This is a genomic window from Nocardioides sp. NPDC101246, from assembly GCF_044767415.1.
In the GTDB taxonomy this organism is placed as follows: Bacteria; Actinomycetota; Actinomycetes; order Propionibacteriales; family Nocardioidaceae; genus Nocardioides.
In genome coordinates this window covers 19,416-43,706 of sequence record NZ_JBIWNX010000023.1, presented here as the reverse complement: position 1 = coordinate 43,706, position 24,291 = coordinate 19,416, and the positions used below count along the sequence as shown (strand labels likewise).

The following is a 24,291-nucleotide window of genomic DNA, read 5'->3' as shown; positions in this document are numbered from 1 at the left end:
CGTCTTCTGCGGTTCGTTCCCTCAGCTACTGGTCGGCGCCGACCTCACCCTCGGGGGCGAACGCGTCCTCGTCGAGCTGGGCCGAGTCGGGGCCTTCGCCCCGCTCCTGCGGCTGCCCGGTGACCGGCTTCTGGTCCGGGGCCTCGCCGCCACCGAGGAAGACGGCACCGACGGCACCGCCCGCCAGGAGGCCGAGCAGCAGCGCACCGGCGGCGACGACGATCAGGACCTTCGTGCTGAAGGTCCGCGCATCGATCGCGGTCACGCGAGCACCCGGTACTGGATGCCGACCGAGTACTTCCACACGTCGTAGCGCGAGCCCGACTGGAGACCCGTGGCCCACCAGAGCGACGGGCAGTACTGGGTGGACTTGCGGTCGGCGACCAGGGCGTTCGGCGAGGAGACCGAGGCCATCGTCTTCCACTTCACCGAGTTGCCGAACTGGTGGCGCTGGGCCAGCGTCCAGGCACCAGAGGTCTGCGGCTTATAGACGTGGGTCACCAGGTAGACGTTCTTGGTGTAGCCCTTCGGCCGGCCGCCGTAGTGCTTCATCGTGAGGTTGCGGTAGTTCCCGTCGACGGACCGGGGCAGGCAGGTGACGCTGTCGGTGAGCACCCGCGACTTGGCGCTGTCGCCGCCGTTGCACTTGACGTTCGAGCGGAAGCCGCGCGACCCCGCCCAGTCGCTGCGAGCCGGCGCCTTGAGGGTGGAGCAGGAGCCGACGTACTTGTAGTTGAGGGCGTCCTTGGCGGTGACCTTCTTGGAGTAGGTCTTCCAGGTGAGCTTCTTGGCCGATGCGGCGACCGAGATCTGGGCGTTGGTGGCGTTGCCGGCCTTGTCCTTGGTCTCGACGCGGATGTAGTAGGTGCCCGAGACCCGGGTGCCGGCGTTGTTGTAGCCGTTCCACACGTACGAGGTGGTGCCGCTGAAGCTCGAGGAGGAGCCCAGGGTGCGGACCAGGGTGCCGCCGGAGGTGACGACCTTGGCGGTGAAGCCGACGGTCTCGTTCACGGTGAACTTCGCCGTGACGGTGTCGCGGTAGCCGTCCTTGTAGGGGTAGAAGGTGGTCAGGCTGCGGCTCAGGGTGACGACCGGCTTGGTGGCGTCGACCGCGCCGAGGTCGGCGGTGACCGGGTCGGTCGCGCCACCCTCACCCTCGACGAACGCGGTGATCCGATAGGTGTCGGTCGCGGTCGGCATCGTCGCCTGGACCGTCCCGACGCCGTCGGCGTCGAGCGTGATCGGCGCGGACTGCGGGCCGTTCGGCGAGGTGCCGTTCGAGCCGGTGATCGTCCAGTTGGCCGTCGGGTTGGCCCCGAGCGCCTCGACGTTCTCCACGTCGTACGTCACCGGGAACGTCGCGCCCCCGGCCGGGGTCGTGGCGGGGACGGTGATCACGACGGTGGTCACCACGGCGGCGGTCGACTCCTCGGCCTCGGCGCCGGGGTCCGTCTCGGACTCCGTCCCGGTCTCGGGCTCGGCCGCGGGGTCCGGCTCCGTCACGGTTCCCGTCTCGGTTCCCGTCTCGGCCTCCGTTCCGGTCTCTGCCTCGGGCTGCGCCGGTTCGGTGGTGGCCGTCTCCGACGGCTCCGTGGTGGTCGACGGGGTCTCCGTCGCGAAAGCCGGCACTGCCGGCACGATCAGGGCGACGGCAGCAGCCGCCACCAGTGCGCGGATGCGCATCTGTGGTTCGCTGCCAGAGAACGCGAGGCGGACGGACGGAACCTATACCCCCGGATGCACCGTCTGCACCGGGATTTGCTGTCGCGTTACCGACCTGGCGACAACGATGAGACATCTGGCGTAGCCTGATCGTAGGATTGTCTGACAATCAGATGATCCTGCTCAGATCACCGAGAACGCCCCACGAGATGGAGGAGTGCGATGACCCTGCTCAACGAGGCTCAGGCCACCGCTGCGACCAGCCTGACCCCCACTGCCTTCGCGGCCGCCGAGGCGCACTCCGCGCACAACTACCACCCCCTCGAGGTGGTGATCAGCCACGCCGAGGGCGCCTGGGTGACCGACGTCGACGGTCGCCGCTGCCTCGACATGCTGGCCGGCTACAGCGCGCTGAACTTCGGTCACGGCCACCCGGCCCTGCTGTCCGCCGCCCGTGAGCAGCTCGACAAGGTCACCCTGACCTCGCGCGCGTTCGTGCACGACCAGTTCGCCGAGTTCACCGCCCGCCTCGCCGCGATGTGCGGCAAGGACATGGTGCTGCCGATGAACACCGGCGCCGAGGCGGTCGAGACCGCGATCAAGGTCGCGCGCAAGTGGGGCTACGACGTCAAGGGCGTGCCCGCCGACCGGGCCGAGATCATCGTGATGGCCGGCAACTTCCACGGCCGCACCACCACGATCGTCGGCTTCTCCGACGACGCCGACGCGCGCGACGGCTTCGGCCCGTTCGCCCCCGGCTTCGTGATGGTTCCGTACGCCGACCTCGCCGCGATCGAGGCCGCCATCACCCCCAACACGGTGGCCGTCCTGGTCGAGCCGATCCAGGGTGAGTCCGGCGTCGTCATCCCCGGCGACGACTTCCTGATCGGGCTGCGCGAGCTCTGCACCCGCGAGAACGTGCTCTTCGCCGCCGACGAGATCCAGGCCGGTCTGGGCCGCACCGGCTACACCTTCGCCTGCGACCACGCCGGCGTGAAGCCGGACATGTACATCCTCGGCAAGGCCCTCGGCGGCGGCATCGTCCCCGTCTCCGCCGTGGTCGCCGACCGCGACGTCCTCGGTGTCATCGGCCCCGGCCAGCACGGCTCCACCTTCGGTGGCAACCCGCTCGCCTGCGCCGTCGGCACCGCCGTCATCGAGCTGCTCGAGACCGGCGAGTTCCAGGCCCGCGCCGAGGCGCTCGGCCAGGTCCTGCGCGACCGGCTCCTGGCGATGGTCGGCAAGGCGCCCAACAAGGGAATCGTCGGGTTCCGCTCCCGCGGTCTGTGGGCCGGCGTCGACATCGACCCCGCCGTCGGCACCGGTCGCGAGATCTGCGAGCGCCTCCTGGCCCTCGGCGTACTCGCCAAGGACACCCACGGCTCCACCATCCGCCTCGCGCCGCCCCTCGTGATCGCCGAGAACGACCTCCACTGGGCCCTCGACCAGCTCGAGGCGGCCGTCTCCGCCTGACCCCGGCGAGCCTGTAGTTCTGGCAGGCCGAATCTGTAGTTGTGGGCGACGAAACTCAACTTTCGTCGCCCACAACTGCCATCTCGGCTGTTTCGCCGTGCCGGGGTCAGTCGACCTCGGCGAGGTCGGCGATGAGCTCGTCCGCCGCGGCGTTGGACAGCTCCTGCAGCCCGCGGAACAGCTCGGTGCAGGACTGCGTATGCTGGTCCGGCGTCATCGTGACCCGGTCCAGGTCGCCGTTGGCCAGGACCTGGTTGACCGCCCGTTGCGCGGGAACCCCGACGGCCCCGTTGCTGGCAGTGTTCTTGGTGATCTGGTCGAGGGAGTCACGCTGAGGTTCCGAGCTCGACGAGTAGAGCGCCGAGAGCGACAGGCGCCACTCAGCCTCGGCCCGAGCAAGCTCGGCGAACTCCTGCTTGCTGAGAGCATCCGCGCCCGCAGCGCCCGAATACTGCATGGCCTCACGCTTGGAGAGTGCCGTCATCATGATGTACCGCTGCGCGCCGAGCGACCGGAAGGCCGGGCCCAGGTGGCCGAGCGCCTCGATCTCGTCGTCGATCTCGGCGTCACCGACATACGGCACGAGCGTCGAGATCGCGAGGAGGTCGTCGGAGAGCGCCGAGTAGGCCAGCGCTCCCTGCATAAGGGTCTCCTTCGTACGGACCTTGGATCGCGTCTCCGGTAAGGCGGCCAACGACTGCTGGATCTCAGAGGCGAGATCAGCAAGCTCCTGGTCCCCGCCGTCGATCTGCTCCACCTTCTCGGTCCAGGTCACGACGGCCTCGTCGGTCTTCTCCTGGATCGGCTTCATCACCACGTCAGGGACGTCCGCGAGGGCGGCGTCGCGCTCGAAGATCAGGTTGATCGCCAGGCCGAACGTGCTGGGCAGCGCCTGCGCGACCGACTCCGCCCGGCGCACCGACGAGGAAGATGTGGAGGTCGGGGAAACGGCCGGGTCGGTGGCCCGATCCGCAACGAGAGGCCGCAGCGCGACCCCGGCGATGCCGATGATCCCGACCGCCAGCACGGTCCCGGCGGTGGCGAGCATTCGGGCCCGGCGCACACGGCGGCGGCCGCGGCGTACGTCCTCGGAAGGGTCCGAGGGTGGGACCGGAGCGGTGGCGCCGATGCGGTAGAGGCGCTCGCGCAGCAGCGTGTCGTCGTCGAAGGTGTTCATCGCCGGCCTCCTCGGGCAGCATCGGGGGCAACGTCGGGGGCAGCGAGGCCAGGACGGAGGGCGCGGCGCAGGCCGGCCAGGGCGGCCGAGGTCTGGCTCTTGACCGTCCCGCTGCTGATGCCGAGGTCGGCGGCAGTCTCCTCGACCGACAGGCCCCAGTAGTGCCGGAGCACGACAACCCGGCGCTGACCTGCGGGAAGGGACCGCAGCGCGGTCCAGAGCTCGTCGAGGTCCTCGGTGCCGAGACCGACCGGCGCCGGTCGGTCCGAGATCTCACCGGCGCGCTCGCGCCGCCACGGGCGGCGGCCCTCGTCCAGGTGGCTGTTGACCAGCACGCGGCGTACGTAGGCATCGACGCTGTCGGCCTTCTGCACCCGTCGCCACGCCGCGTACACCTTCGACAGCGTCAGCTGCACGATGTCTTCGGCGCGATGCTCGTCGCCGCACAGCAGGTAGGCCGCGCGGTACAGGTGCGCGCGTCTCTCCCTGACGTAGGCGGTGAACTCCTCGTCCCTGCTCAACGTCTCTCCTCCTCCGATTCCGACCCCCGACGCCCTATTGACGTAGCCGGAACCGGATCGGTTGGGCCTCGCCGCCCCTGTAACACGTCGTTCGTAGGACTGTTCGCCCTATCGGAACGACCGGATAGATCTACGAACGACGTGTTACAGCTCGCCAGACGGCAGCATCTGCAGCAATACCGGCAACGACCCTGCCAGCACCCCCAGCAGATCCTCGCGTGAGAACCCCGCAGGATCGGCCTTCCACGAGAGCACCAGTTCCTCGGACATCGCCTGCCACCCGCGCACCAACAGGCGCGCGGCCGGGGAGTCGGGCACGAAGGAGGGAGCGGCCTCGAAGATCCGCGCGCCCAGCGCACCGAAGGCCTCGTCGTAGATCTCGCGCAGGACCGGGTCGCTGGCCGCGCCGCGGACCATCGAGACGTACCCCTCGTAGTTGGCGTCGACGAAGTCCACATAGGCGGTCATCGAGGCCAGCAGGCGCTCCACGGGCTCCCCCGTCGAGGGCGGGGCGGTCTGGGCGACGAGGGCGTCGGCGGCTCGGCGCACGACCGCCTCACGGAAGGCCATCTTGTCGCCGAAGTAGTGGTAGAGCAGCCCGCGCGAGATGCCGGCCTCACGCGCCACCAGATCGATGGAGATCTCATCGAGGGAGTGGTGCGCGAAGAGGCGAATGCCCAGGTCGAGCAGCTGCTCACGGCGCTGCTCGGGCGTCAGTCTCGTCCGTCGGCTCATGCTGACGATTCTATTGACACCCGTTCAATAAGCAAGACATACTCGAAGTATGACCACTGCTGACCTCACCCCTGTCGACCACCTGATCGTCGGTGCCGGCTTCGGAGGCCTGTGCGCGGCGATCAAGCTCGAGGAGGACGGCGAGCGCGACTTCGTCGTCATCGAGAAGGGCTCTGGCGTCGGCGGCACCTGGCGCGACAACACCTACCCCGGCGCCGCCTGCGACGTCCCCAGCCAGCTCTACAGCTACTCCTTCGCGCTCAACCCCGACTGGTCGATGAGCTTCTCGCCGCAGCCGGAGATCGAGGCGTACATCAACAAGGTCGCCGAGAAGTCCGGCACCTTGGACCGCTTCGTCTTCGACACCGCGATGACCGCCGCGACCTGGGACGAGAGCCGGCAGCGCTGGCTCGTCGAGACCGAGGGAAAGAACGGCAAGAAGACGTACGCGGCGACCACCGTCATCGCCGGCCCCGGCGCCCTCTCCGAGCCCAAGCTCCCGGACATCGAGGGCATCGAGGGCTTCCAGGGCGAGATCTTCCACTCCGCGCAGTGGAACCACGACGTCGACCTCACCGGCAAGCGCGTCGCGGTGATCGGCACCGGTGCCAGCTCGATCCAGATCGTCCCGGAGATCCAGAAGAAGGCCGCTCGCCTCGACGTCTACCAGCGCACCGCGCCCTGGGTCCTCCCCCGCAACGAGCACCGCTACACCAAGCTCGAGAAGGCCGCCTTCCGCCACGTACCCGGCGTCCAGCGGCTCGCCCGCGCGGCGGTCTACTGGGGCCTCGAGGTCCGCGTCCTCGGCCTCGCCGTGGAGCCCAAGCTCACCCTGGCCCACCAGCTGATGGCGCAGAACAACATCCGCCGCGGCATCAAGGACCCCGAGCTGCGCCGCAAGGTCACCCCCGACTACACGCTCGGCTGCAAGCGCACGCTGATCTCCAACGCCTACTACCCGGCGCTGGCCGCCGACAACGTCGACCTGATCACCGACGGCATCGCCCGGGTGAGCGAGAACGCGATCGTCGCCAAGGACGGCACCAGCCGCGAGATCGACGTCCTCGTCGTGGCGACCGGCTTCTACACCACCGACCTGCCGATCGCCCATGCCATCACCGGCAGCAAGGGCCGCACCATGGCCGAGCGGTTCGTGGAGACCGGGATGAGCGCCTACAAGGGCACCACGGTCCCGGAGTTCCCCAACCTCTTCTTCGTGGTCGGCCCCAACACCGGCCTGGGCCACTCCTCGATGGTCTACATGATCGAGTCGCAGGTGGCCTACATCCGCGACGCGATCCGCACCATGCGTACGAACTCGTACGCCACCGTCGAACCCACCGAGGACGCCACCTCCGCCTGGAACGACGACCTGCAGCGCAAGATGGACAAGACCGTCTGGTCCGAGGGCGGCTGCGCGTCGTGGTATCTCGACGAGCACGGTCGCAACACCACCCTGTGGCCGAGCTTCACCTTCCTGTTCCGCCACCTGACCAGCAAGTTCGACGTCGACAAGTACGCCGTCACCGCCGCCACCACGGCCGGCGCCACCGACAAGACTGACAAGACCGAGGAGAGTGTCCCCGCATGAAGTCCTTCGACGACAAGGTAGTCGTACTCACCGGAGCCGGCTCCGGGATCGGCCGCGCCCTCGCGGTCAACCTCGCCGGTCGCAGCGCCCGGCTGGCGCTCTCCGACGTCAACGAGGCCGGTCTGAACGAGACCGTCGAGCTCGCCAAGCAGGCCGGCGCCCGCGAGATCAAGTCGGACCTTCTCGACGTCGCCGACCGCGAGGCGTTCAAGACGTACGCCGAGGGCGTCATCGCCCACTTCGGTCAGGTCAACCTGGTGGTCAACAACGCCGGCGTCGCGCTGTCGGGTCGGGTCAACGACCTCGACTGGGAGGACATCGACTGGATCATGGGCATCGACTGGTGGGGCGTCGTGCACGGCACGAAGTTCTTCCTCCCGGCTCTGATCGAGTCCGGCGACGGGCACATCGTGAACATCTCCTCGCTCTTCGGGCTGGTCTCGATGCCCGACCAGGCCTTCTACAACGCCGCGAAGTACGCCGTGCGCGGCTTCACCGAGGCGCTGCGCGAGGAGATGCTGATCGACGGCCACAAGGTCGGCGTCACCTCGGTCCACCCCGGCGGCATCAAGACCGCGGTCGCCCGTAGCGCCCGCGTCTCGGCCAAGGACGACCAGGCCGCGACCGCGAAGTTCTTCGACGAGAAGCTCGCCAAGATGGAGCCGGCGCGCGCCGCCGAGATCATCGTCAAGGGCATCGAGAAGAAGCAGGCCCGCGTGCTGGTCGGCCTCGACGCCCACGTGATCCACAACTTCGGCAAGTTCACCGGCTCGCGCTACCAGGACCTCATCGCCCTGGGGGCCAAGTACGTGATGCCGAAGAAGCAGGGCTGAGGCAGACTGGCGCCATGCGCTTCGAGGCCGGTCACCCTGTTCGTGTCGAGTTCACGAAGTGGGGTGGCCGGCCTCATTGGTCCTTCACGGGCCTCTACCTCGGCGAGGACGAGCACGGCGAGTGGATCGGCCACCCGATCGGCACCGAGTTCGCCCGCCCCGGTCACGGCTGGGTCGCCGACTGGGAGTCGGTCAGCCTGGTCCCCCACCACGACGCGGCCCACTTCCCGGCGTTCAACCGGCCCAACGACCGGGTGAGCTCGCAGATATATGTCGACATGTGCACCCCGCCGGTGTGGCAGGACTCGACGGTCACCTGCATCGACCTGGACCTCGACGTGGTGAAGAAGTTCGACGGCTCGGTCTACATCGACGACGAGGACGAGTTCGAGCACCACCAGCTCGAGTACGGCTACCCGCCCGAGATCATCTCCATGACCGAGGGCTCCGCCGAGCGCGTCTTCCTCGCGGTCAAGGAGAGCCAGGCGCCGTACGACACGACCCCCGAGCGCTGGTTCGAGGTGCTGGGCGGCCTATGAGTCGGTCTCGGTGGCAGGCACCGGGGTGGCCCGGTCCTTCCGCAGCGGACCGACCAGGCGCGGCCCGGACAGGCGCGTCTCGATCCGCCACGACCGGCGACTGAGCGGCTGGGCGATGAACTCGCCCAGGTAGACGCCGGAGGCTAGGGCGAGCGCGACCGAGGCCGCGGTGAAGAGGGCGACCAGGCCGACCGAGGTGGTCGCCGGCGTCTCCTGGGCGAGCATGGTGAGACCGCGGTAGATCGAGTAGCCGGGCAGGAACGGCACCACCGACGAGACCACGATGACCAGCGGCGGCACCTTCAGCCGGGTGGCGACCGAGTAGGCGACCAGACCGATGAAGAGGGCGGCCACGGCCACCCGCCACGTACGTCCGACGTCGCCGGGCACGACGATCGACAGCACCACGGCGATGCCGGCGATGACCGCGATCGGGACCATCGTCCGCTTGGGCGCGTACGCAGCGTAGGCGAAGGCCGCGGCACCGATCGCCCCGCCGACGGTGGCAAGGGTGATCGACTGCAGCGAGCTGACGTTGCTCGCCGCCGTGCCGTGGATCGGCACGCCGACCGCACCCGCGAAGACCAGGCCGCCGGTGACCCCGGCGATGATCCCCGCCGTGGAGACCAGCGCCTCCATGATCCGGGCGCTGGCGGTGACATGGAACCCGGTCAGGGCGTCCTGGAGGGCACCCATGAAGCTGATCCCGGCCAGCATCACGGTGATGTTGGCCGTGATCGAGGTGGATACGTCCAGGTCCGGTGGCAGCGCCGCGGCGAGGACGGCGAGCAGGGTGGCCAGGCCCGCGCCGGCGACCTGCAGGTAGAAGAGCGGCAGCCGCCAGCGGCGGTGGAGGAAATGCTGCAGCTGGTCGATCGCGGCGCCGGAGATGAAGGCGAGGACGACGACGGCGGGCTCACCACCGACGTAGACGGTGAACGCGGCGGCCATCACCGCCATGCCGAGGGTCGCGGCCCAGCGCGGCCGCCGGTGGCCTCCGGAGATGATGCGGCCAAGCGCGATCCGGGCTCCCTGGAGGTCCACCTCGTCGCGTACGACCTGGCGGACCAGGTGGTCGACGGCGGTCAGGTGGTCGTAGTCGATCGTGCGGTTCTTGACCTGCCGCGTGGTGTGGATCGGGATCGCCTCGGGATCGGCCTGATAGCTCATCGAGAGGCTGGTGTAGGTGACGTCGACCTCGGCCTCGCGAAGGCCCAGATGTTGGGCGAGCGACCTCATCGTCGCGGTCACGTCAGCGGCCCCGGCGCCGGTCGAGATCAGCAGCTCACCGACGCGGAGGCAGAAGTCCAGAGTCAGGTTCACCTCACGCGCGTCCACCGTCACAGGGTGCCATCAAGCAGGTGAACGACAGGCATGGGGGATGCTCGACAAACGGCCCCGTGCAAGGAACGCTCGATACATGCGGATCGACTTCCACCCCTCCCCCCGGCCGACGCTCGGCGTCGAGTGGGAGCTTGCGCTCGTCGACCGCGAGACCCGGGACCTGGTCAATGTCGCGGACCATCTCTTCGCCCGGGCCAAGCCCCGGGTCCCCCATCCCGGGCGGATCCACAGGGAGCTGCTGCGCAACACCGTCGAGATCGTGACCGGCATCTGCGAGACGGTCGAGGAGGCCATGGACCAGATCCGCGAGACGACCGTCGGCGTGGTCCGTGCCGGCGACGACCTCGGCGTGGATCTCTTCGGCGCCGGGACCCACCCGTTCGCGTCCTGGACCACTCAGGAGCTGTCCGCGGGGCATCGCTACGAGGAGCTGATCAACCGCACCCAGTGGTGGGGCCGACAGATGCTGATCTGGGGCGTGCACGTACACGTCGGGATGCCGGAGCGGGACCGGCTGCTCCCGGTCCTCAACGGGCTGCTGACCTACTACCCCCACTTCCAGGCGCTGTCGGCCTCCTCACCGATCTGGGCGGGGGTGGACACCGGCTACGCCTCCAACCGAGCGCTGATGTTCCAGCAGCTGCCGACCGCCGGGCTGCCGTTCCAGTTCGCGACGTGGCAGGAGTTCGAGGCGTACGTCTCGGACCAGACGGTCACCGGCGTGATCGAGGACATCTCCGAGATCCGGTGGGACATCCGGCCCTCGCCCCGGATCGGCACCATCGAGAACCGGATCTGCGACGGGGTCTCCACGGTCCAGGAGCTGGCCGCGATCGCCGCCCTGGCCCACTGCCTCTGTGTCGATCTGGACTCCCGGGTGGCGGCCGGCGAACCGATCGCGACGATGCCGCCGTGGCACGTCCAGGAGAACAAGTGGCGCGCCGCCCGCTACGGCCTGGACGCGATCGTGATCCTCAACGACGCCTCCGAGGAGCGACTGGTCACCGACGACCTCGCCGATCTGCTGGTGCGCCTGGAGCCGGTGGCCGCCCAGCTGGGCTGTGAGAAGGAGCTCGCCGGGGTGCACGACATCATCCACAAGGGTGCCTCCTACCAGCGACAACGCGCCATCGCTGCCTCCACCGAGGGCGATCTGGTCGCGGTCGTCGACTCGGTCGTACGCGACCTGCGCGGGTCGCTCTAGCGTGGCGAATGTTCACCGAGGTAACTCGGTCGGCCGTCGCTGCCCTCGTGGAGTTCCCCGAGGGGAGTCCGCGTTCACCGAGTTACCTCGGTGAACATTCAGCGCGACGGCAGCGGCGGCAGGGCGTCGGTCGCCTCGAACTGTCCCATCCCGGTGACCCCGAGCAGGTCGACGATGATCGACCTGATCTGGACGAGGATGACCTCGGCGTTGAGCGATTCCGTACGTTCCACCTCGGAGGAGTGCTCGCCGACCGCCAGCAGCACCGACCTGGCCTCCTGGCTCAGTCCGTCCGGGCCTAGGCCGGCGGCGAGCTCGGCCTCGACGACGTCGACGGCGTCGGCGAGCCCGAAGGCGAGCTGGTAGTAGCTCTCCGGCACCACGTCGCCGCGGTAGGCGGAGACCGCCGTCCGCCGCACCAGCACCCGGGTGCTGCGCAGCGCGCGGTCGAGCGGCTCGACGAGCTCGGCCATCCGGTGGACGTGGCTGCGATGTCGGAACCGGAACGGCGAGACGGCCAGCACCGACATGCCCTCGTCGGAGGCGTCCTGCAACTCGCGGATGAGCGGGTCGGTGGCGCGCGCGTCGGCGAGCACCTTGAGCCCGTACACCGCGTCCGCGTCCAGCATCACCTGGCCGGCGGCGCGCAACAGTGAGGCGATCTTCTTGGCGACCACGGCCGCCTGCTCGCCGGGCCGACGCAGCGGCGCGGCAGGCACGATCGAGGCGGCCACCAGCGCGACCGCACCGCCGATCAGCGCGTCGGTCCAGCGCGTGAACGCCGCGCCGGGCGTCGGCAGCAGCCCCATCACGAAGATCGACTGCACCGCGGCCTGGTTGCGGAAGACCTGCCCCGAGGAGATGAAGATCCCGACGGCCATGGCCATCGCGACCACAAGGGTCATCTGCCAGGCGCCTTCGCCGATGACCTGCACCACGATGTCGCCCAGGAAGACCCCGAGCGCCACGCCGATGGTCACCTCGGTCACTCGCCGCAGCCGCTGGCCGTAGGAGGTGCCGAGGCTGACCACCGCGGCGATCGGCGCGAAGACGGGTTGCACGTGGCCGAACAGGGACGCCGCGATGAACCAGGCCGCCCCGGCTGCCCCGGCGGCCTGCAGCACGTGCCAGCGCTTCGACTTCAGGCGCGCCAGCCGGCGACGTACGTCGGAATCGACCTGCTCGCGAGTCAGTCGCGGAGCAGAGAACGCCATGCCCGAGATCCTATCGGCCCCAACCCCCGCCGAGGCGTCACTCCCGCCGGCCGAGAAGTCAGCCGCGTCGGCCGAGTGGGCATGGGGGCGCCCACTCGACCGACGCGGGTGACGTCTCGGCGGGGCGGGTCAGCGGGCGAGGGTCACCGAGACGGTCTGGCTGCCGCAGCCGTTGGCGGAGGTGAGGCTCTGCAGCGCGGACTTCTCGGTGCTGTCGACGGCGAGGCGCCAGCGGATCTTCACCGAGACGTACTCCTTCAGGTAGCGGCACTTCTGCAGGTCGGGCATCCACTCGGCCGGGTCGGCGTCGGACTTCTCCTGGTTCTCGTTGTCGGTGACGCCGACCAGGGAGCCGTAGTAGCCGAGGTCGTTGGCGTAGTCGCGGCGCTCGGTCGAGGTCCAGGTGCGGGCCCCGGAGTCCCAGGCCTCGGCGAGCGGGACCATGTGGTCGATGTCGATGTCGCTGGTGGCGGTCCAGGAGACGCCGTCGTAGTAGGAGTACCAGCGGCCGCCCGACAGCGAGCAGCTGGAGCCGACCGTGGGGGCCTCCTCGGCCTCCGCGATCAGCACCTCGTTGCGCGTGTTGCAGCCGTCGCCGTCGGCGTCGATCCAGTGCTGGAAGAGGTCACGGCTGTAGCCGGTGCGGTTCTCGGAGGCGACCGTCAGGGACGAGATCGCCGAGGTGAGGGTTCCGGAGTAGGACGCAGCATTGGCTGCCGTCGGAATCGTGAGCGGCACGAGGGCGCCGCAGGCGAGGATGAACAGGCCACGGAGTTTCATGGGGGTCTCCCGAGGTGAGGTGTTCTGTCGCGCCCTCACGATGCCGCGTTTTACGCGGCCCATGTAACACGGTTACCAGATTTTTCGAGAAGTTCACCCGGCGGCGCGATCACGCCGAGATGAACGGCTCCGTCAGATGCGGCGTTGCCAGGTGCAGCGTGGTGGCGGCTTCGCGGCTGAGCATGCGCTCTCGCGAGTGCCTGGCCGCCTCAGGGTCGATCTCGTGTGAGTAGGCGAGCTCGGGGTGGAGCAGTTGGAGCGCGTGCACCAGAAGGTCGCCGGTGACGAGCACCAGCTCGCGCCCCTCGGCGACCAGCACGCTCTGATGCCCGGGCGTATGACCGGGCGTGGCGACCGTACGCCCGGCGCGCAGGGGTGTGTCGCCGTCGAGGAGCCGGAGCCGACCAGCCGCTGCGAGCGGGTCGGTGAGGGTCTCGCGAAGCTGGGGGTTGAGCGCGTCGAGAGCGTCGTGCTCGGCCCGCTGGAGCAGGTATTCGGCGTTCGGGAAGTAGGGACGGCGGCCGTTGGCCTCGGTCACGACCGCCCATCCGACGTGGTCGGTGTGCAGATGTGTGAGCACCACCGTGTCGACCTCGGCCGGGTCGATGCCCGCGGCCTCGAGCGACCGAGGAAGCACACCGGGCACGGGTGCCCACGAGGCGGCCGGGCCGTCCGCCGGACCGATCCCGGCGTCCACGACGGTGAGGCCCTTGTCGCCGCGGATCGCGTAGGCACGGAACTGGAGACGCCAGCGGCCCTCGGCATCGACCGCGCCTGGGTCGTAGCGGTCGACCTCGGCCCACTGCGCGGCCGTGGCCTCAGGAAAGGCATCCGCGCGCGGGGAGAAGAACGCGCCCTCGCCGTCGGCGAGGGCGATGATCTCGGTCGAGCCGATCCGGAGGCGGGGGACGCTGAGAGCCATGGCCGCGATCCTGCCCTCCTACGCGCCCCGCGTCACGCCGGTTTCTCGAGAAGCTCACCCAGGTCGCGCTCGACCAACCCCTCCACGCCGCCGTTCCCGTGAGCCGCGACCACGGCCCGCAGCCGGGCGCGGGTGACATCGGAGACGTACGCCATCTCGGCCTTGGCCGCATTCGACCCCGGCCGGGTCGTCTCGGCGATCTGGACCGACCAGCACGTACGCCGCGCCCCGTCCTCCACGTTGGCGAGCGCGACCGCGTGGCCGGTGGTGCCGGAGCCGGCGAAGAAGTCGAGGACCCGCGCGTCGGCCGGCATCGTGGCCAGGATCCGCCGGATCAGACCGGTCGGCTTCGGCGACTCGAACAGCGGCCCCACCAGGGACTTCAGCTCGGCGACGGCGGAGTCGGTCGAGCCGATCTCCTCGGCCAGCCAGATCGTGGTGAGCTTCTTGCGGCGGGCCTCGCCGGAGGCGTCGCGGGCGAGCCAGTCGCGCTGGTAGACGTCGACCCGCTCCCCCAGCTTCCCGCGTACGCGACGGCACATCAGGTCGTCGGGACGGGCCGCGATCAGCGGGGCGCTCCATCGCCAGACCGCCGGGCGGCCGTCGCCGAAGACCGGCCAGATCTCCTGGCCGCCGTCGAACGGCTCCACCGCGACGCGTCCGGAGTCCGGGTCTCCCCACACCGGGAAGTGGAGCGTCCGGGCGGTCGCCGGGTTGAACTTCTTGTTGGTGTTGCGCAGCGGCAGCCGCCGGTAATGACGCCCGTCGTCGGTGACGAGCGGGAAGTCCTGCTCGTTGACGGCCTCGGGGATGCTCGACTCCAGCGCGCAGGCCCGGGCGTCCTTGGCGTAGACCAGCAGATACTCGTGGGAGGTGGCGAACCCGTTGCCGAGCTGGCGGCCCTTGGGGTTGAGGTTGACCACGATCTGCGCGAGCTGGTTGCGCTCCTCGAAGACCTCGTCCATCAGGACCTTCAGGTGGGCGGCCTCGTTGTCGTCGATGGAGACGTAGATCGCCGCACGCTCGGACATCACGGTGCGCGCCGCCTCCAGGCGGGGCCTCATCATCGCGGCCCAGGCCTCATGGCGGCCGGCCCGTTTGCCGTCCTCCCCGCGACGGTCGTCGTGGTAGGCGAAGAGGCTCCCGGTGTTGTAGGGCGGGTCGATGTAGATCAGGTCGAACTTCTCCCCCGCCTTCGCGAGCGCCTGGAGCACATCGAGGTTGTCGCCCTCGACAAAGGTGTTCCACGGCTCCCGCACGCGGGGAACGTTAGCCGACGGGGATGTCGGTCGAGAGCAACGCGACCGATCGCTCGGCCACCAGGCACTGGATCTTGGTGCTCTTCGGCGGGGTGACCTGGAGGACCACGTCGGCGCCGGACGTGGTGGCGGTGATGGTCGCCGGGTCCGGGGCCTCGCAGCCGTCGTAGACCGTCTGGGCATAGAGCCGCTGGCCCGCCGGGACGTGCGCGAGCAAGGTGGTCGCCTTCGTGGTGAAGGGGGTCTGGAGCGAGGTGCCGAGGGTGGCTGCGTACGCCCTGATCGCGGCCTCGTCCGGAAGCGGCGTCGCGGTCTTCTCCAGGTCGCCCTCGGCCGCGCCGCCGGCGGAGACCAGGCCGCGTACGGGCTTCTCCGAGCTCGGCGGGCGGGACGGCTCGGGCTGAGGCTTGGGCTTGGGCTTCGGGGTCCCGGATGGGGACGGCGAGGCCGGCGCCGAGGAAGACGACGAAGAGGCCGAGGGCGACGGGCTCGTGCCCGGGTCGCTCGCCTCGTCAGAGGTGCCGCAAGCGGTGACCAGGAGCGCCGTCGCAGCGAGTGCGAGTGGGAGAAGACGCGTGGGGTACATATTCCACATACTCCCCACGGCACCCCGCTGTTGCACCCCCGCAGGCCCGCTCGTTATCCAGATGGAAGGATCGCGCCGTGGCCCGCTTCACCCAGGCCGAGCTCCAGACCTACTACGGTGCCTCGGTCCCCGACCTCCTTCCCGCAGACGACCAGCCCCTGCGTCTCCTCTTCGTCGGCATCAACCCCGGCCTGTGGACCGCAGCGACCCAGACCCACTTCGCGCACCCGCTCAACCGGTTCTATCCGGCGATCTTCCGCGCCGGGATCACGACCCGACCGATCGACGCCTCCGCCGGGATGACACCGGAAGACCGCGACTACTTCCGGGCTCGGGGCATCGGCTTCACCAACATCGTCCGGCGCGCGACCGCGAAGGCGTCCGAGCTCGACAACGCCGAGCTCAAGGAAGGCGGCGCCGAGCTGTTCTCCCTGGTCGCACGGAGGAAACCGGCCGTCGTCGCGATCGCCGGGATCACCGCCTACCGGACCGCGTTCAACCGTCCCAAGGCCAAGCAGGGCCGCCAGCCCGAGCCGCTGGCCGGCGCCGAGCTCTGGGTCGTACCGAACCCGTCCGGCCTCAACGCCCACGAGACCGTCCCCACCCTGGCCGCCGCCTACGCCGACGCCGCCCGCGCCGCCGGCCTGATCTGACCCGCCGAGTCGGTAGAAACGGGAGCCGAATCTGCAGATGTGGGCGACGAAAGTAGAGATTCGTCGCCCACAACTGCAGATTCGACCGCCAGAACTACTGATCTGACCTGCCGAGGCGTCACCCACGTCGCCCGGGGCGTCACGTACGTCGATCGAGTGCACACACATGTGACGACTCGGCCGGCCCAACTGACGACTCGACCGACCTAATTGACGACTCGGCCGACCTAACTGACAACTCGGCCGACCTCACTGACGACTCGGCAGGGAGTCAGAAACCAGAAGGTGGCTCGGGAAGCTCTGGGACACCGAGCTTGGCGAGCAGCGCGACCGCGGCGTCGGCCGAGACCCGCGACGACTGGGAGTGGAGCATGTCGTCGACGGCGAGGTCGACCTCGGCGGTGAGGCAGACGAGCACGTCCTCACCCTCGGCCTCGGCAGGCCCCTGGAAGGCGAGCACGGGCAGGTAGGCGAGGTCGAGGGAGGCGGTCTTCTGCAGGAGGCGTACGGCGGCGAGCACATCGCTCCGCGGATCGGCGACCTCCAGCGGGCGGCCGTCGACGGAGGCCGCACCCGAGGCGGGCACCTCGACCATGCCGGCGGTCGAGGGGATGTCGTGCTGCTCGATGACCGCGACCCCACCTGGGTGCACCACGACCGCCTCGAGCTCCCGCGACCCGATGCTCACGTTGAGGACGACCAGCGCCGACTCGAGCTGGCCGAGCGCCTGGCGGAGCTTCTCCTCGCCGAAGGTCTCCGGCGCGCCGAGGTCGAGCATCCAGCCGCCCGCGGCGGTGGCGACCCAGGCGGCGGCCTCCTGCTCCTTCAGCGCCACCAGCTTCTCGGCCTCCTGCCTCAGCCGGTCCCGCTCGAGGGCCGCGTCGTGGGCGCGTCGCCGCTCGTCGTCGAGCTCGGCGCGCAGCATCGCGACCTCGCTCTCGGCCAGCTGCTGCAGCTCCCGGCGCCGCTCCGCCTCCCGCGCACGCTCCTCGGCCTGCTGCTTCTCCGCCTTGAGCCGGGCGACCTCGAAGCGGCGTACGCCCTCTTCGAGCAGCCCGAGCGTGCGGTCGGAGACAGCCACGTCGGCGCCCGACTCGAGCCGGTCCCGCAGCGCACCCCAGTTGACCTCGGGGTGGTCGGTGACCAGCGCCTCCAGCACCTTCAGGAGTACGTCACCCTCGACCCCCGCACGCGAAGCCAGCGAGGCCTGGTTGAACCGAGCCGGCGCGGGCGCCGCGGTCGAGGCAGGAGCCAGGCTCCACTGCCCCGGCGGCCCCTCGACGAAGCCGCCCGACTTCAGCACGGCGAGCAGCTCCTCCTCGGTCAGCAGCACCCGTTTGCCCTTCAAAGCGGCGCGCAGAACCTGCAGGCTCAACGGAGCCCGCAGGCGCAGGATCTCGGCGACGGCCGGCATGGAGGAATGAGGCATAGGGGCTGGTTAGGGGGTTGTTCTCGCAAGCGCCGCGATCGTACACCGCAGCACCGACATTCGAGCCGCGCCAGAGCGGTTCCGAACGAACAAGCGAAGGCCCCGGACACCGGCTGGTGCCCGGGGCCTCGCTGTCGAGCTAGTCGAGCGGCTTCAGGTCGAAGTCGTAGACAGTCGTCTGACCAGCCACGATCTGCGCCTTCTTGGTCGCCGGGACGAACCCGTCGGCCGCGACGACCACCTGGAGCGGCGCGTTGGACTTCTGCATCCAGTACCCGTAGGTGCCGTCAGCATCCGTCCGCAGCGTCACGTCGTACGACACCCCGTCGAGAGCCACCACAGCACCCTCGACCGGCGAGCCCGAGCCCGTCACCGTGCCCGTGATCTTGCCCCAGCCCGCGGGCGCCTTCACGATCATGGTCGCCGGGACCGGCGCCACGGTGTAGGGGGTGTTGTTCCCGATGGTCACGTTCGCCGTGTAGGTGCCCGGCTGGTCGACCGTGGCGGCGAACGTGGCGATCGCGGTGACCGACTTGCCCGGCGCCAAGGTGAACGACGGCGGCTGGACGTCCAGCCACGCGATGCCACCGCCGGCGCCACCGGACTCACCGGTCACATCGAGGATGATGTTGGAGTCGGGGAACCCGAGGTCCGCAGCATCCGTCGGCTCCGGCGTACCGCAGGCGTCGGAAGCCAGGTAGGTCGGCGAGGTCTCGGCGGCGGGGTTGCCGCCGAAGTAGACCGCGCCACCGGCGACGGAGACGACCAGGATGTCGTCCGGCGCGATCTCCGTCGATGCCGCGATCGGCACCGTGTAGGTCGCCCCGAAGTCGCTGGTCACCGTCGTGGTGCCCGACCCGATGGAGGTCAGGTTGGCGAAGGTGAACGCAGCACCGGCCGGGAGCGTGTAGAGCGTCGCCGTCACCGGCGTGCTCCCGTTGGCAGACTCCTGGACCGCGAAGCTCACGCTGGTGGGCGTGAAGCCTCCGGAGATCCCGAAGTCACCCGGCGAGTAGGTCCGCAGGATCGTCGTGGTCCCCGAGGGGCACGCGACCGAGCTGGCCTGCACGACCTCGTGCGAGCTCGAGTGGGACAGGGTCGTCTCACCCGCGGGCGTGGGCGCGAGCGCCGTGACCGAGGGCTGGCCCGACGAGCCGAGCTTGCTCCCCGCCTTCGACGAGGTCAGACCCGACGCCTTGGAGCCGGCGCCGTCCTTGGTCTTGACCGCCGTGGCCTTCTTGGTGACGCTCTTGGTGACGCCGGCCGAGGCGGTCTTGTCACCCTGGATGACGACCTCCTCGCCGCTGGCACCCAGATCGACCTCGGCGGGCGCGGACCCGGTGTTGGTGATCTTCAGGTTGCGGGAGACCGAGCCACCCATCGCGAGGTTGGCGTTCAGCGCCGTCTGGGTGACGGCGAGCCGGCCGGCCTTGAGCTGGGCGTTGGAGGTGAGCGTGGTGTCCTCGGCGACGGTGAGGTTGCGGCTGATCGCCTCGTAGTCGGGCGCGGTGAAGCTCACGCCGTACTTCCCGGTCACCATGTCGACGCTGTAGGAGCCGTCGGCGCCGGTCTCGATCGTCTTGACGGTCCCACCGGCGGTCGGGGTCAGGGTGACCTCGGCGCCGTCGATGCCCTCCTTGGTGTTGTAGTCCTTGACGACACCGGAGACCGTGCCCATCGGGGCCAGGTCGAAGGTGATCGACTTGTTGTCGCTCAGCGACGCGGTGTTGAGGGAGAACTGCGTGGCGACGGTGCCGGTGGCGTTCTCGATGCCGATCGTGGCCGAGTTGCCCCGGGCGCGATCGGTGCTGGGCAGGTCTCCGTAGCCGAGCTCGACGCGGCCGTCCTCGAAGAGGGTGACCGAGAAGTCGAGCAGGTCCGTGGAGCTGTTCAGCGGGAAGACGTCACGCCACTCGATGACGAACGCGTCCACGCCGTCGACAGTGGTCGCCCCGGTGTAGACGTCCGCGGCGCCGCGGGCGTCGAGGTCGTCCCAGAACGGGTAGATCGCTGCGTTCGGCACGCCCGTGGACGGGATCGCACCGTTGCTGAAGGCCGTGCTGGAGGCGAGGAAGTTCACGTGACCGTTGGAGGCTACGTACGCCTTGCTGTAGTTGCCGCCGTAGAGCGAGAAGCTGAACGGCAGGTCCACCGAGGCGGCCGCGTCGTCACCCTCGAGCCCGAGCGCGGTGGTGCCGGAGCGTACGCCGCTCGAACCCTCCGAGCAGAAGTACCCGAAGTCGTCGTAGGAGAAGACGACCTTCACGTTGTGGGTCTTGTTGCCCGTGACCTCGATCTCGGAGCTCGTCGCCTCGGCGCAGCCCGACCCCTCGGTGAAGATCGTGTACGTCCCCTCCGGGACGCCCGCGATCGAGTAGGTCCCGTCGGCGCCCGAGGTCGCGGACAGGTTGCCCGGCGACAGCAGCACCTGGGCCCCCGCGATCGGGGCGTTGGTGCTGGCGTTGGTGACGATGCCGCTGACCGTGTGCTTGGGGGCCTCGGCGAGGTCGAAGTCGACGGTCGTGGTGGCGTCCTCGGTGACCGACGCGGTCCCGGTCTCGGTGATGAAGCCGAAGGCCGAGGTGGTCACGTCGTAGTCACCCACGAACACGTCGGCCGAGAAGTGACCCTCGGCGTCGGTGGTGAGGGTGCGGTCGAGAGCCGAGCCGTCGAGCTCGACGGTCGCGCCCTCGATCGGGTCGCCGCCGCTGGTGACCGTGCCGGCAACGGTGCCGCCCTCGGCCGGAGCCAGGGCGATCAGGCGCGCCAGGTCGAGGTAGCCCTCGCCGTACACGTTGTTGTTCTCGGCGGTGCCACCGCAGGTGGTGTCGTCGACGTCGGTCGCCGCCTCGTTGAGCAGGCGACGGGTCTCCTCGACGTTACCGATCAGGGTGGGGTTGTAGCTCCAGAGCGCCGCGACCGCGCCCGCGAGGTGCGGGGCCGCCATCGAGGTGCCGTTGTAGTTGGCGTACCCACCACCCGGGATGGACGAGCGTACGTTCACGCCCGGCGCCGCGATGTTGGGCTTGACCAGACCGTCCTGACCCGGACCGCGGCCCGAGAACGAGGCGACGGTGCCGGAGGAGTCGACCGCACCCACCGAGTAGGTGAGCGTGTTCGCGCCCGGCGAGGACGTCCCCTGGCACATGGAACCCGGGTTGCCCGAGGCCCACGAGGAGAACTGGCCGGCTGCGTTCCAAGCGGCGTTCACATCGTCGAAGAACGAGTCGATGTAGCCGACGCCGTTCCAGCCCCAGGAGTTGTTGATGACCTGCGGGCGCTTGGAGACGTCCGGGTTCTCCCCGTTGTGGTCGGTCGGCTCCAGCAGCCACCAGCCCGACTCGAGGAGACCGGCGTCGGTGCCACAGCAGCCGTTGGTCTCGATCCACTCGGCGTCGGGTGCGACACCGATCTGGTTGCCGGCGCCGTCGTCGCCGACCATGGTGCCCATGGTGTGGGTGCCGTGGCCGTCGAGGTCACAGGGACCGCTGGTGCAGTCGCCGTAGGCGTCGAACCAGTTGTAGTCGTGGGTGAAGGTGCCGTCGCCGTTGTTGCCGCGGTACTGGTTCACCAGGGCCGGGTGGGTGTAGTCCGTCCCGGAGTCGACGCTGGAGACGGTGATCCCGGCGCCGGTCGCGCCCTGCTCCCAGGCCTCAGGGGCGTTGATGAAGTCGATGCCCCACTCGATGCCCTGCGGCGCCTTGGTGGCCGCCTCCTCCTTGACCGGCTCCACGAGCGAGAGCTTGGCCCGCTCGTGGACGGTCTTGATCTCCGGGTCGGCGGCCAGCTTCAGCGCCAGGTCCTCGGAGCCGTCCTTCACCAGGATCGCGTTCGAGATGGCGTACGTCTTGTAGGAGACCTTGGCGGAGTCGAGCTCGGCGACGGCGCCGGCCTGAGATGCCTTCGCCGTCTTCTCCAGCGCGTCGACGACGTACTGACCGCGCTCGGTCCAGTCCTTGATGGACGAAGCGGGCCCGAGGTTGGCCTTGTCGGAGAACCGGAGCCAGAAGTCGGTCGAGTCCGACTTCTCGAACTTCGACTCGAGAACGGATGAGAGCTTGGCCGCGGGGGCCTTGTCGTCGACTGTAGGGGTGCCGGCGAATGCGGGGGTGGCAAGCATCGCAGCCGCTGCGGCGAGTATGCCTGTGGCTGCTACGGCCGATCGGCCGAGGCGTGAATATCTCAAGGTGGGTCTCCTTGCGGAAACCGTCGGCAAAGCCCGTGACAGATCGTGCGCGTTTCCCGGGTAATGCGGACGGATCGAATATTGCCAGGGGAAAGCGTTCTCCGAATTTGTTACAGCCGCAGTCATTCGGGCCGCCGGAACGCGGCAGATACCTGCCATTGTCGTATTTGCGTCACGCCTCTAGATAGACTGGGCGAGGCAAATATGACACCTGCGCGTCATTGACAGCCGCCCCCGGTATCGGCATCAGCCGAATGCTCCGTCAAAGGCCGGGTCGTTGACCTGGGTCCGCTTTCCGTTCGCTGTAAGTTTTTGTGAAAGGAGGGGCATGTCTGCGATCAAGCGCGTGACGAACACGTCCGAGGCCGAGGCCCTGGCGGCATTGCTCAACGGCGACTCCCGCACGAAGCCGACCGTGGTGGTGACGGTCGCGTCGGGGCACACCGATCCCTACGCCGATGTCGAGCGGATCGCCGCCGAGATCGGCGACCTCGCCGACCTCTACCTGGTCACGACGGGCGGGCACACCTGGGCCTTCTCCAACAAGATGACGCCGGGCACGCAGGTCTACGGCGGCGCCGGTCGGGTCTACCCGGTCGGCCTGGGGTGGAACATCGATCTGAAGCAGGCCCCGCTGCGCTTCGCGTGGAGCAAGTCCGAGGGCCGCAAGCTCACCGGACAGCTCATCGACGACGCCCTCGACATGGCCGCCGCGGCAGGCCTCTTCGACAGCGCCCGCACCGCCTCCACCCGCGAGCGACGCGCCGGCACGGTCCGCTCGATCATGAGCGAGCGCGCGCTGGTCGACCTCGTCGGTGGCGACATGGCCTCGGTCCCGCCCCAACTCGCCCAGGCAGGGGTCCCGATCGAGCGCGTCCTGGCGCCCGGGATGCACGTCGACGGCGTACTGGAGAAGAAGTCACGCTGGCTCGACATCCGGGAGAGCCGCCCCACCGCCGAAGAGGCGCTCAAGACGTACGCCCCCGGGGACGTCGTCCCCGCCGAGGTCCGCTCCGTCCTGGCCGGCTCCGCTGACCTGCGCCTGCACCCCGACGTCACCGTCGAGCTCTTCCGCTCGGATGTGACCGGCGACCCCGACGACGACCTCCAGGCGCTCCTCACCCCCGGTGAGGTCGTGCTCGCCCGGGTCGTCGCCACCGGACCCAAGTGGCGGCTGTCGCTGCGCGAGGTCAGTGAGCACGACACCGTCCGCGAGGCCCTAGCCCTGTACGCCGGTGGCCCGCCCTGGCTCGACCCGAACGCTCCTCCGCCTGCGGTCGTCGAGCACGTCGAGACCGTGCCCGAGGCTGTCGAGCCGGTCGGGCCTGTCGAAGCGGTCGAGCCTGTCGCTCCGGAGCTCGAGGTTGCGGAGGTTCCGGCAGCGCCGGCGGCTCCGGTCAAGCCGGCGATCCCGAGCCCGGCGATGATGCCGCGCCGCAAGGGCGAGCCGGTCCGCGCGGTCCGGCCGGCTCCGGCACCCGCACCCGAGCCCGCGCCGATGCCGGAGAAGGAGCCCGCACCGGCGAAGAAGGCCGCGGTGCAGTCGATGTCGCTGCAGGTCACCGCGATCAAGGCCGAGAAGGCCCATCTCGAGGCCGAGCTGACCGAGCTCCGCGACCAGGTCTCGGGGCTGCGCAACGAGCGCGTGCAGTTCGCCAAGGACCTGGCCCGGGCGGCACGGCAGGTCGAGACCCGCGACGCCGAGCTGGCCCGGATGCGCTCCCAGCTGCGGCGCGCCAAGCAGCGGACCGCGCCACCCGAGGTCGCCCTGCCCGTCTTCGCCGACCGCGAGCGCGGCTTCCGCCACCTGGTCGAGGCCGCCTGGGCCCGCCGCATCCCGGTCGGCGAGCAGCCGACCCGCCCGCTGCCCGACTATGCGATCGGGGAGAGGTTCCTCGGCAGCGTCGACGCGCTCGAGGGCATCACCGTCGACAAGATCGCGGACGTGGTCATGGAGGTGCTCACCGGCCTCGCGGAGCAGTCGACCGGCCGCGAGCTGCACCAGCTGCGTACCTCTGCCGGGGGCAACTCCGCGCCACAGTCCCGTCCCGACGGCGCGGTCTGCTACCGCGTCTCGATGCAGATCCACACGCCCAGCGCCCGTCGGCTGCACTTCTGGAAGTGCCCCGACGGCACCATTGAGCTCTCTCGCGTCGTCGTCCACGACGACATGGAGCCCTAGG

At 69.5% G+C, this 24,291-nt stretch carries 20 protein-coding genes; 7 read left to right on the top strand and 13 right to left on the bottom strand.

Translation table 11 applies throughout. The features are described 5' to 3' along the window. Window positions 1-25: 25 nt before the first annotated feature. Window positions 26-265: a hypothetical protein gene (locus tag ACIRON_RS29115; protein WP_402998380.1), complete on the bottom strand. Its 240-nt coding sequence runs from the start codon at window positions 263-265 to the stop codon at window positions 26-28. Next, a complete protein-coding gene (locus ACIRON_RS29110; RefSeq protein ID WP_402998377.1) occupies window positions 262-1,683 on the bottom strand; it encodes a hypothetical protein in 1,422 nt (473 codons plus the stop codon). Before ACIRON_RS29110 ends, ACIRON_RS29115 begins: the two co-directional genes overlap by 4 nt. A gap of 201 nt (window positions 1,684-1,884) precedes the next feature. Here ACIRON_RS29110 and rocD point away from each other — a divergent pair, with 201 nt between their 5' ends. Then, window positions 1,885-3,135: an ornithine--oxo-acid transaminase gene (gene rocD / locus ACIRON_RS29105; protein WP_402998375.1), complete on the top strand. Its 1,251-nt coding sequence runs from the start codon at window positions 1,885-1,887 to the stop codon at window positions 3,133-3,135. A gap of 106 nt (window positions 3,136-3,241) precedes the next feature. Here rocD and ACIRON_RS29100 read toward each other — a convergent pair whose 3' ends face one another. The 3 genes from ACIRON_RS29100 to ACIRON_RS29090 all read right to left on the bottom strand — a co-directional run bounded on the left by ACIRON_RS29100 (window position 3,242) and on the right by ACIRON_RS29090 (window position 5,568). Continuing rightward, a complete protein-coding gene (locus ACIRON_RS29100; protein WP_402998372.1) occupies window positions 3,242-4,312 on the bottom strand; it encodes a nitrate- and nitrite sensing domain-containing protein in 1,071 nt (356 codons plus the stop codon). After that, window positions 4,309-4,833: a SigE family RNA polymerase sigma factor gene (locus ACIRON_RS29095; RefSeq protein WP_402998370.1), complete on the bottom strand. Its 525-nt coding sequence runs from the start codon at window positions 4,831-4,833 to the stop codon at window positions 4,309-4,311. Before ACIRON_RS29095 ends, ACIRON_RS29100 begins: the two co-directional genes overlap by 4 nt. A gap of 144 nt (window positions 4,834-4,977) precedes the next feature. Continuing rightward, entirely contained in the window at window positions 4,978-5,568 is a 591-nt protein-coding gene (locus ACIRON_RS29090; RefSeq protein ID WP_402998368.1) for a TetR/AcrR family transcriptional regulator, read from the bottom strand. 49 nt (window positions 5,569-5,617) lie between these two features. On the opposite strand from ACIRON_RS29090, the gene ACIRON_RS29085 reads away from it, so the two are divergent. From ACIRON_RS29085 to ACIRON_RS29075, 3 genes are read left to right on the top strand one after another with little or no spacing between them, the layout of a single operon-like run. Further along, window positions 5,618-7,159, top strand: coding sequence for a flavin-containing monooxygenase (locus ACIRON_RS29085; protein WP_402998366.1), 1,542 nt, complete (start codon window positions 5,618-5,620; stop codon window positions 7,157-7,159). Beyond that, window positions 7,156-7,992, top strand: coding sequence for an SDR family NAD(P)-dependent oxidoreductase (locus ACIRON_RS29080; protein WP_402998363.1), 837 nt, complete (start codon window positions 7,156-7,158; stop codon window positions 7,990-7,992). Before ACIRON_RS29085 ends, ACIRON_RS29080 begins: the two co-directional genes overlap by 4 nt. Before the next feature lie 14 nt (window positions 7,993-8,006). After that, complete coding sequence (locus ACIRON_RS29075; protein ID WP_402998361.1) at window positions 8,007-8,531, top strand: DUF402 domain-containing protein; 525 nt, start codon at window positions 8,007-8,009, stop codon at window positions 8,529-8,531. Here the strand turns inward: ACIRON_RS29075 and ACIRON_RS29070 are convergent. Then, window positions 8,526-9,869, bottom strand: coding sequence for a threonine/serine exporter ThrE family protein (locus tag ACIRON_RS29070; protein WP_402998358.1), 1,344 nt, complete (start codon window positions 9,867-9,869; stop codon window positions 8,526-8,528). The genes ACIRON_RS29075 and ACIRON_RS29070 overlap by 6 nt on opposite strands. Before the next feature lie 82 nt (window positions 9,870-9,951). Between ACIRON_RS29070 and ACIRON_RS29065 the strand changes: the two genes are divergently transcribed. After that, entirely contained in the window at window positions 9,952-11,079 is a 1,128-nt protein-coding gene (locus ACIRON_RS29065; RefSeq protein ID WP_402998355.1) for a glutamate--cysteine ligase, read from the top strand. Window positions 11,080-11,177: 98 nt separating this feature from the next. Here ACIRON_RS29065 and ACIRON_RS29060 read toward each other — a convergent pair whose 3' ends face one another. The 5 genes from ACIRON_RS29060 to ACIRON_RS29040 form a co-directional block, all read right to left on the bottom strand. Continuing rightward, complete coding sequence (locus ACIRON_RS29060; RefSeq protein WP_402998352.1) at window positions 11,178-12,293, bottom strand: aromatic acid exporter family protein; 1,116 nt, start codon at window positions 12,291-12,293, stop codon at window positions 11,178-11,180. A 129-nt stretch (window positions 12,294-12,422) separates the two neighbouring features. Then, window positions 12,423-13,073 carry an HNH endonuclease family protein gene (locus tag ACIRON_RS29055; protein WP_402998349.1) on the bottom strand — a complete coding sequence of 217 codons (651 nt, stop codon included), beginning with the start codon at window positions 13,071-13,073 and terminating at the stop codon, window positions 12,423-12,425. A gap of 109 nt (window positions 13,074-13,182) precedes the next feature. Then, window positions 13,183-13,995, bottom strand: a complete 813-nt coding sequence (locus ACIRON_RS29050; RefSeq protein WP_402998346.1) for an MBL fold metallo-hydrolase — start codon at window positions 13,993-13,995, stop codon at window positions 13,183-13,185. 32 nt (window positions 13,996-14,027) lie between these two features. Continuing rightward, complete coding sequence (locus ACIRON_RS29045; protein WP_402998343.1) at window positions 14,028-15,254, bottom strand: site-specific DNA-methyltransferase; 1,227 nt, start codon at window positions 15,252-15,254, stop codon at window positions 14,028-14,030. A gap of 10 nt (window positions 15,255-15,264) precedes the next feature. Next, window positions 15,265-15,840 (bottom strand): hypothetical protein, encoded by a 576-nt coding sequence (locus ACIRON_RS29040; protein ID WP_402998340.1) that lies wholly within the window; start codon window positions 15,838-15,840, stop codon window positions 15,265-15,267. A gap of 77 nt (window positions 15,841-15,917) precedes the next feature. Between ACIRON_RS29040 and ACIRON_RS29035 the strand changes: the two genes are divergently transcribed. Next, on the top strand, window positions 15,918-16,493 hold the full coding sequence (locus tag ACIRON_RS29035) for a mismatch-specific DNA-glycosylase (RefSeq protein WP_402998338.1): 576 nt from the start codon (window positions 15,918-15,920) through the stop codon (window positions 16,491-16,493). A gap of 271 nt (window positions 16,494-16,764) precedes the next feature. Here the strand turns inward: ACIRON_RS29035 and ACIRON_RS29030 are convergent, their stop codons facing one another. Continuing rightward, window positions 16,765-17,922: a hypothetical protein gene (locus tag ACIRON_RS29030; protein WP_402998336.1), complete on the bottom strand. Its 1,158-nt coding sequence runs from the start codon at window positions 17,920-17,922 to the stop codon at window positions 16,765-16,767. Window positions 17,923-18,061: 139 nt separating this feature from the next. After that, entirely contained in the window at window positions 18,062-22,042 is a 3,981-nt protein-coding gene (locus tag ACIRON_RS29025) for a carboxypeptidase regulatory-like domain-containing protein (RefSeq protein ID WP_402998333.1), read from the bottom strand. 394 nt (window positions 22,043-22,436) lie between these two features. Between ACIRON_RS29025 and ACIRON_RS29020 the strand changes: the two genes are divergently transcribed. Continuing rightward, on the top strand, window positions 22,437-24,290 hold the full coding sequence (locus ACIRON_RS29020) for a hypothetical protein (protein WP_402998331.1): 1,854 nt from the start codon (window positions 22,437-22,439) through the stop codon (window positions 24,288-24,290). Window position 24,291: the final 1 nt, after the last annotated feature.

Bases quoted from the DNA above. Each gene is read 5' to 3' on its own strand.
- ACIRON_RS29110 (WP_402998377.1), bottom strand. From the start codon at position 1,683: ATGCGCATCCGCGCACTGGTGGCGGCTGCTGCCGTCGCCCTGATCGTG.
- rocD (WP_402998375.1), top strand. From the start codon at position 1,885: ATGACCCTGCTCAACGAGGCTCAGGCCACCGCTGCGACCAGCCTGACC.
- ACIRON_RS29100 (WP_402998372.1), bottom strand. From the start codon at position 4,312: ATGAACACCTTCGACGACGACACGCTGCTGCGCGAGCGCCTCTACCGC.
- ACIRON_RS29090 (WP_402998368.1), bottom strand. From the start codon at position 5,568: ATGAGCCGACGGACGAGACTGACGCCCGAGCAGCGCCGTGAGCAGCTG.
- ACIRON_RS29085 (WP_402998366.1), top strand. From the start codon at position 5,618: ATGACCACTGCTGACCTCACCCCTGTCGACCACCTGATCGTCGGTGCC.
- ACIRON_RS29080 (WP_402998363.1), top strand. From the start codon at position 7,156: ATGAAGTCCTTCGACGACAAGGTAGTCGTACTCACCGGAGCCGGCTCC.
- ACIRON_RS29075 (WP_402998361.1), top strand. From the start codon at position 8,007: ATGCGCTTCGAGGCCGGTCACCCTGTTCGTGTCGAGTTCACGAAGTGG.
- ACIRON_RS29065 (WP_402998355.1), top strand. From the start codon at position 9,952: ATGCGGATCGACTTCCACCCCTCCCCCCGGCCGACGCTCGGCGTCGAG.
- ACIRON_RS29060 (WP_402998352.1), bottom strand. From the start codon at position 12,293: ATGGCGTTCTCTGCTCCGCGACTGACTCGCGAGCAGGTCGATTCCGAC.
- ACIRON_RS29055 (WP_402998349.1), bottom strand. From the start codon at position 13,073: ATGAAACTCCGTGGCCTGTTCATCCTCGCCTGCGGCGCCCTCGTGCCG.
- ACIRON_RS29050 (WP_402998346.1), bottom strand. From the start codon at position 13,995: ATGGCTCTCAGCGTCCCCCGCCTCCGGATCGGCTCGACCGAGATCATC.
- ACIRON_RS29040 (WP_402998340.1), bottom strand. From the start codon at position 15,840: ATGTACCCCACGCGTCTTCTCCCACTCGCACTCGCTGCGACGGCGCTC.
- ACIRON_RS29030 (WP_402998336.1), bottom strand. From the start codon at position 17,922: ATGCCTCATTCCTCCATGCCGGCCGTCGCCGAGATCCTGCGCCTGCGG.
- ACIRON_RS29025 (WP_402998333.1), bottom strand. From the start codon at position 22,042: ATGCTTGCCACCCCCGCATTCGCCGGCACCCCTACAGTCGACGACAAG.
- ACIRON_RS29020 (WP_402998331.1), top strand. From the start codon at position 22,437: ATGTCTGCGATCAAGCGCGTGACGAACACGTCCGAGGCCGAGGCCCTG.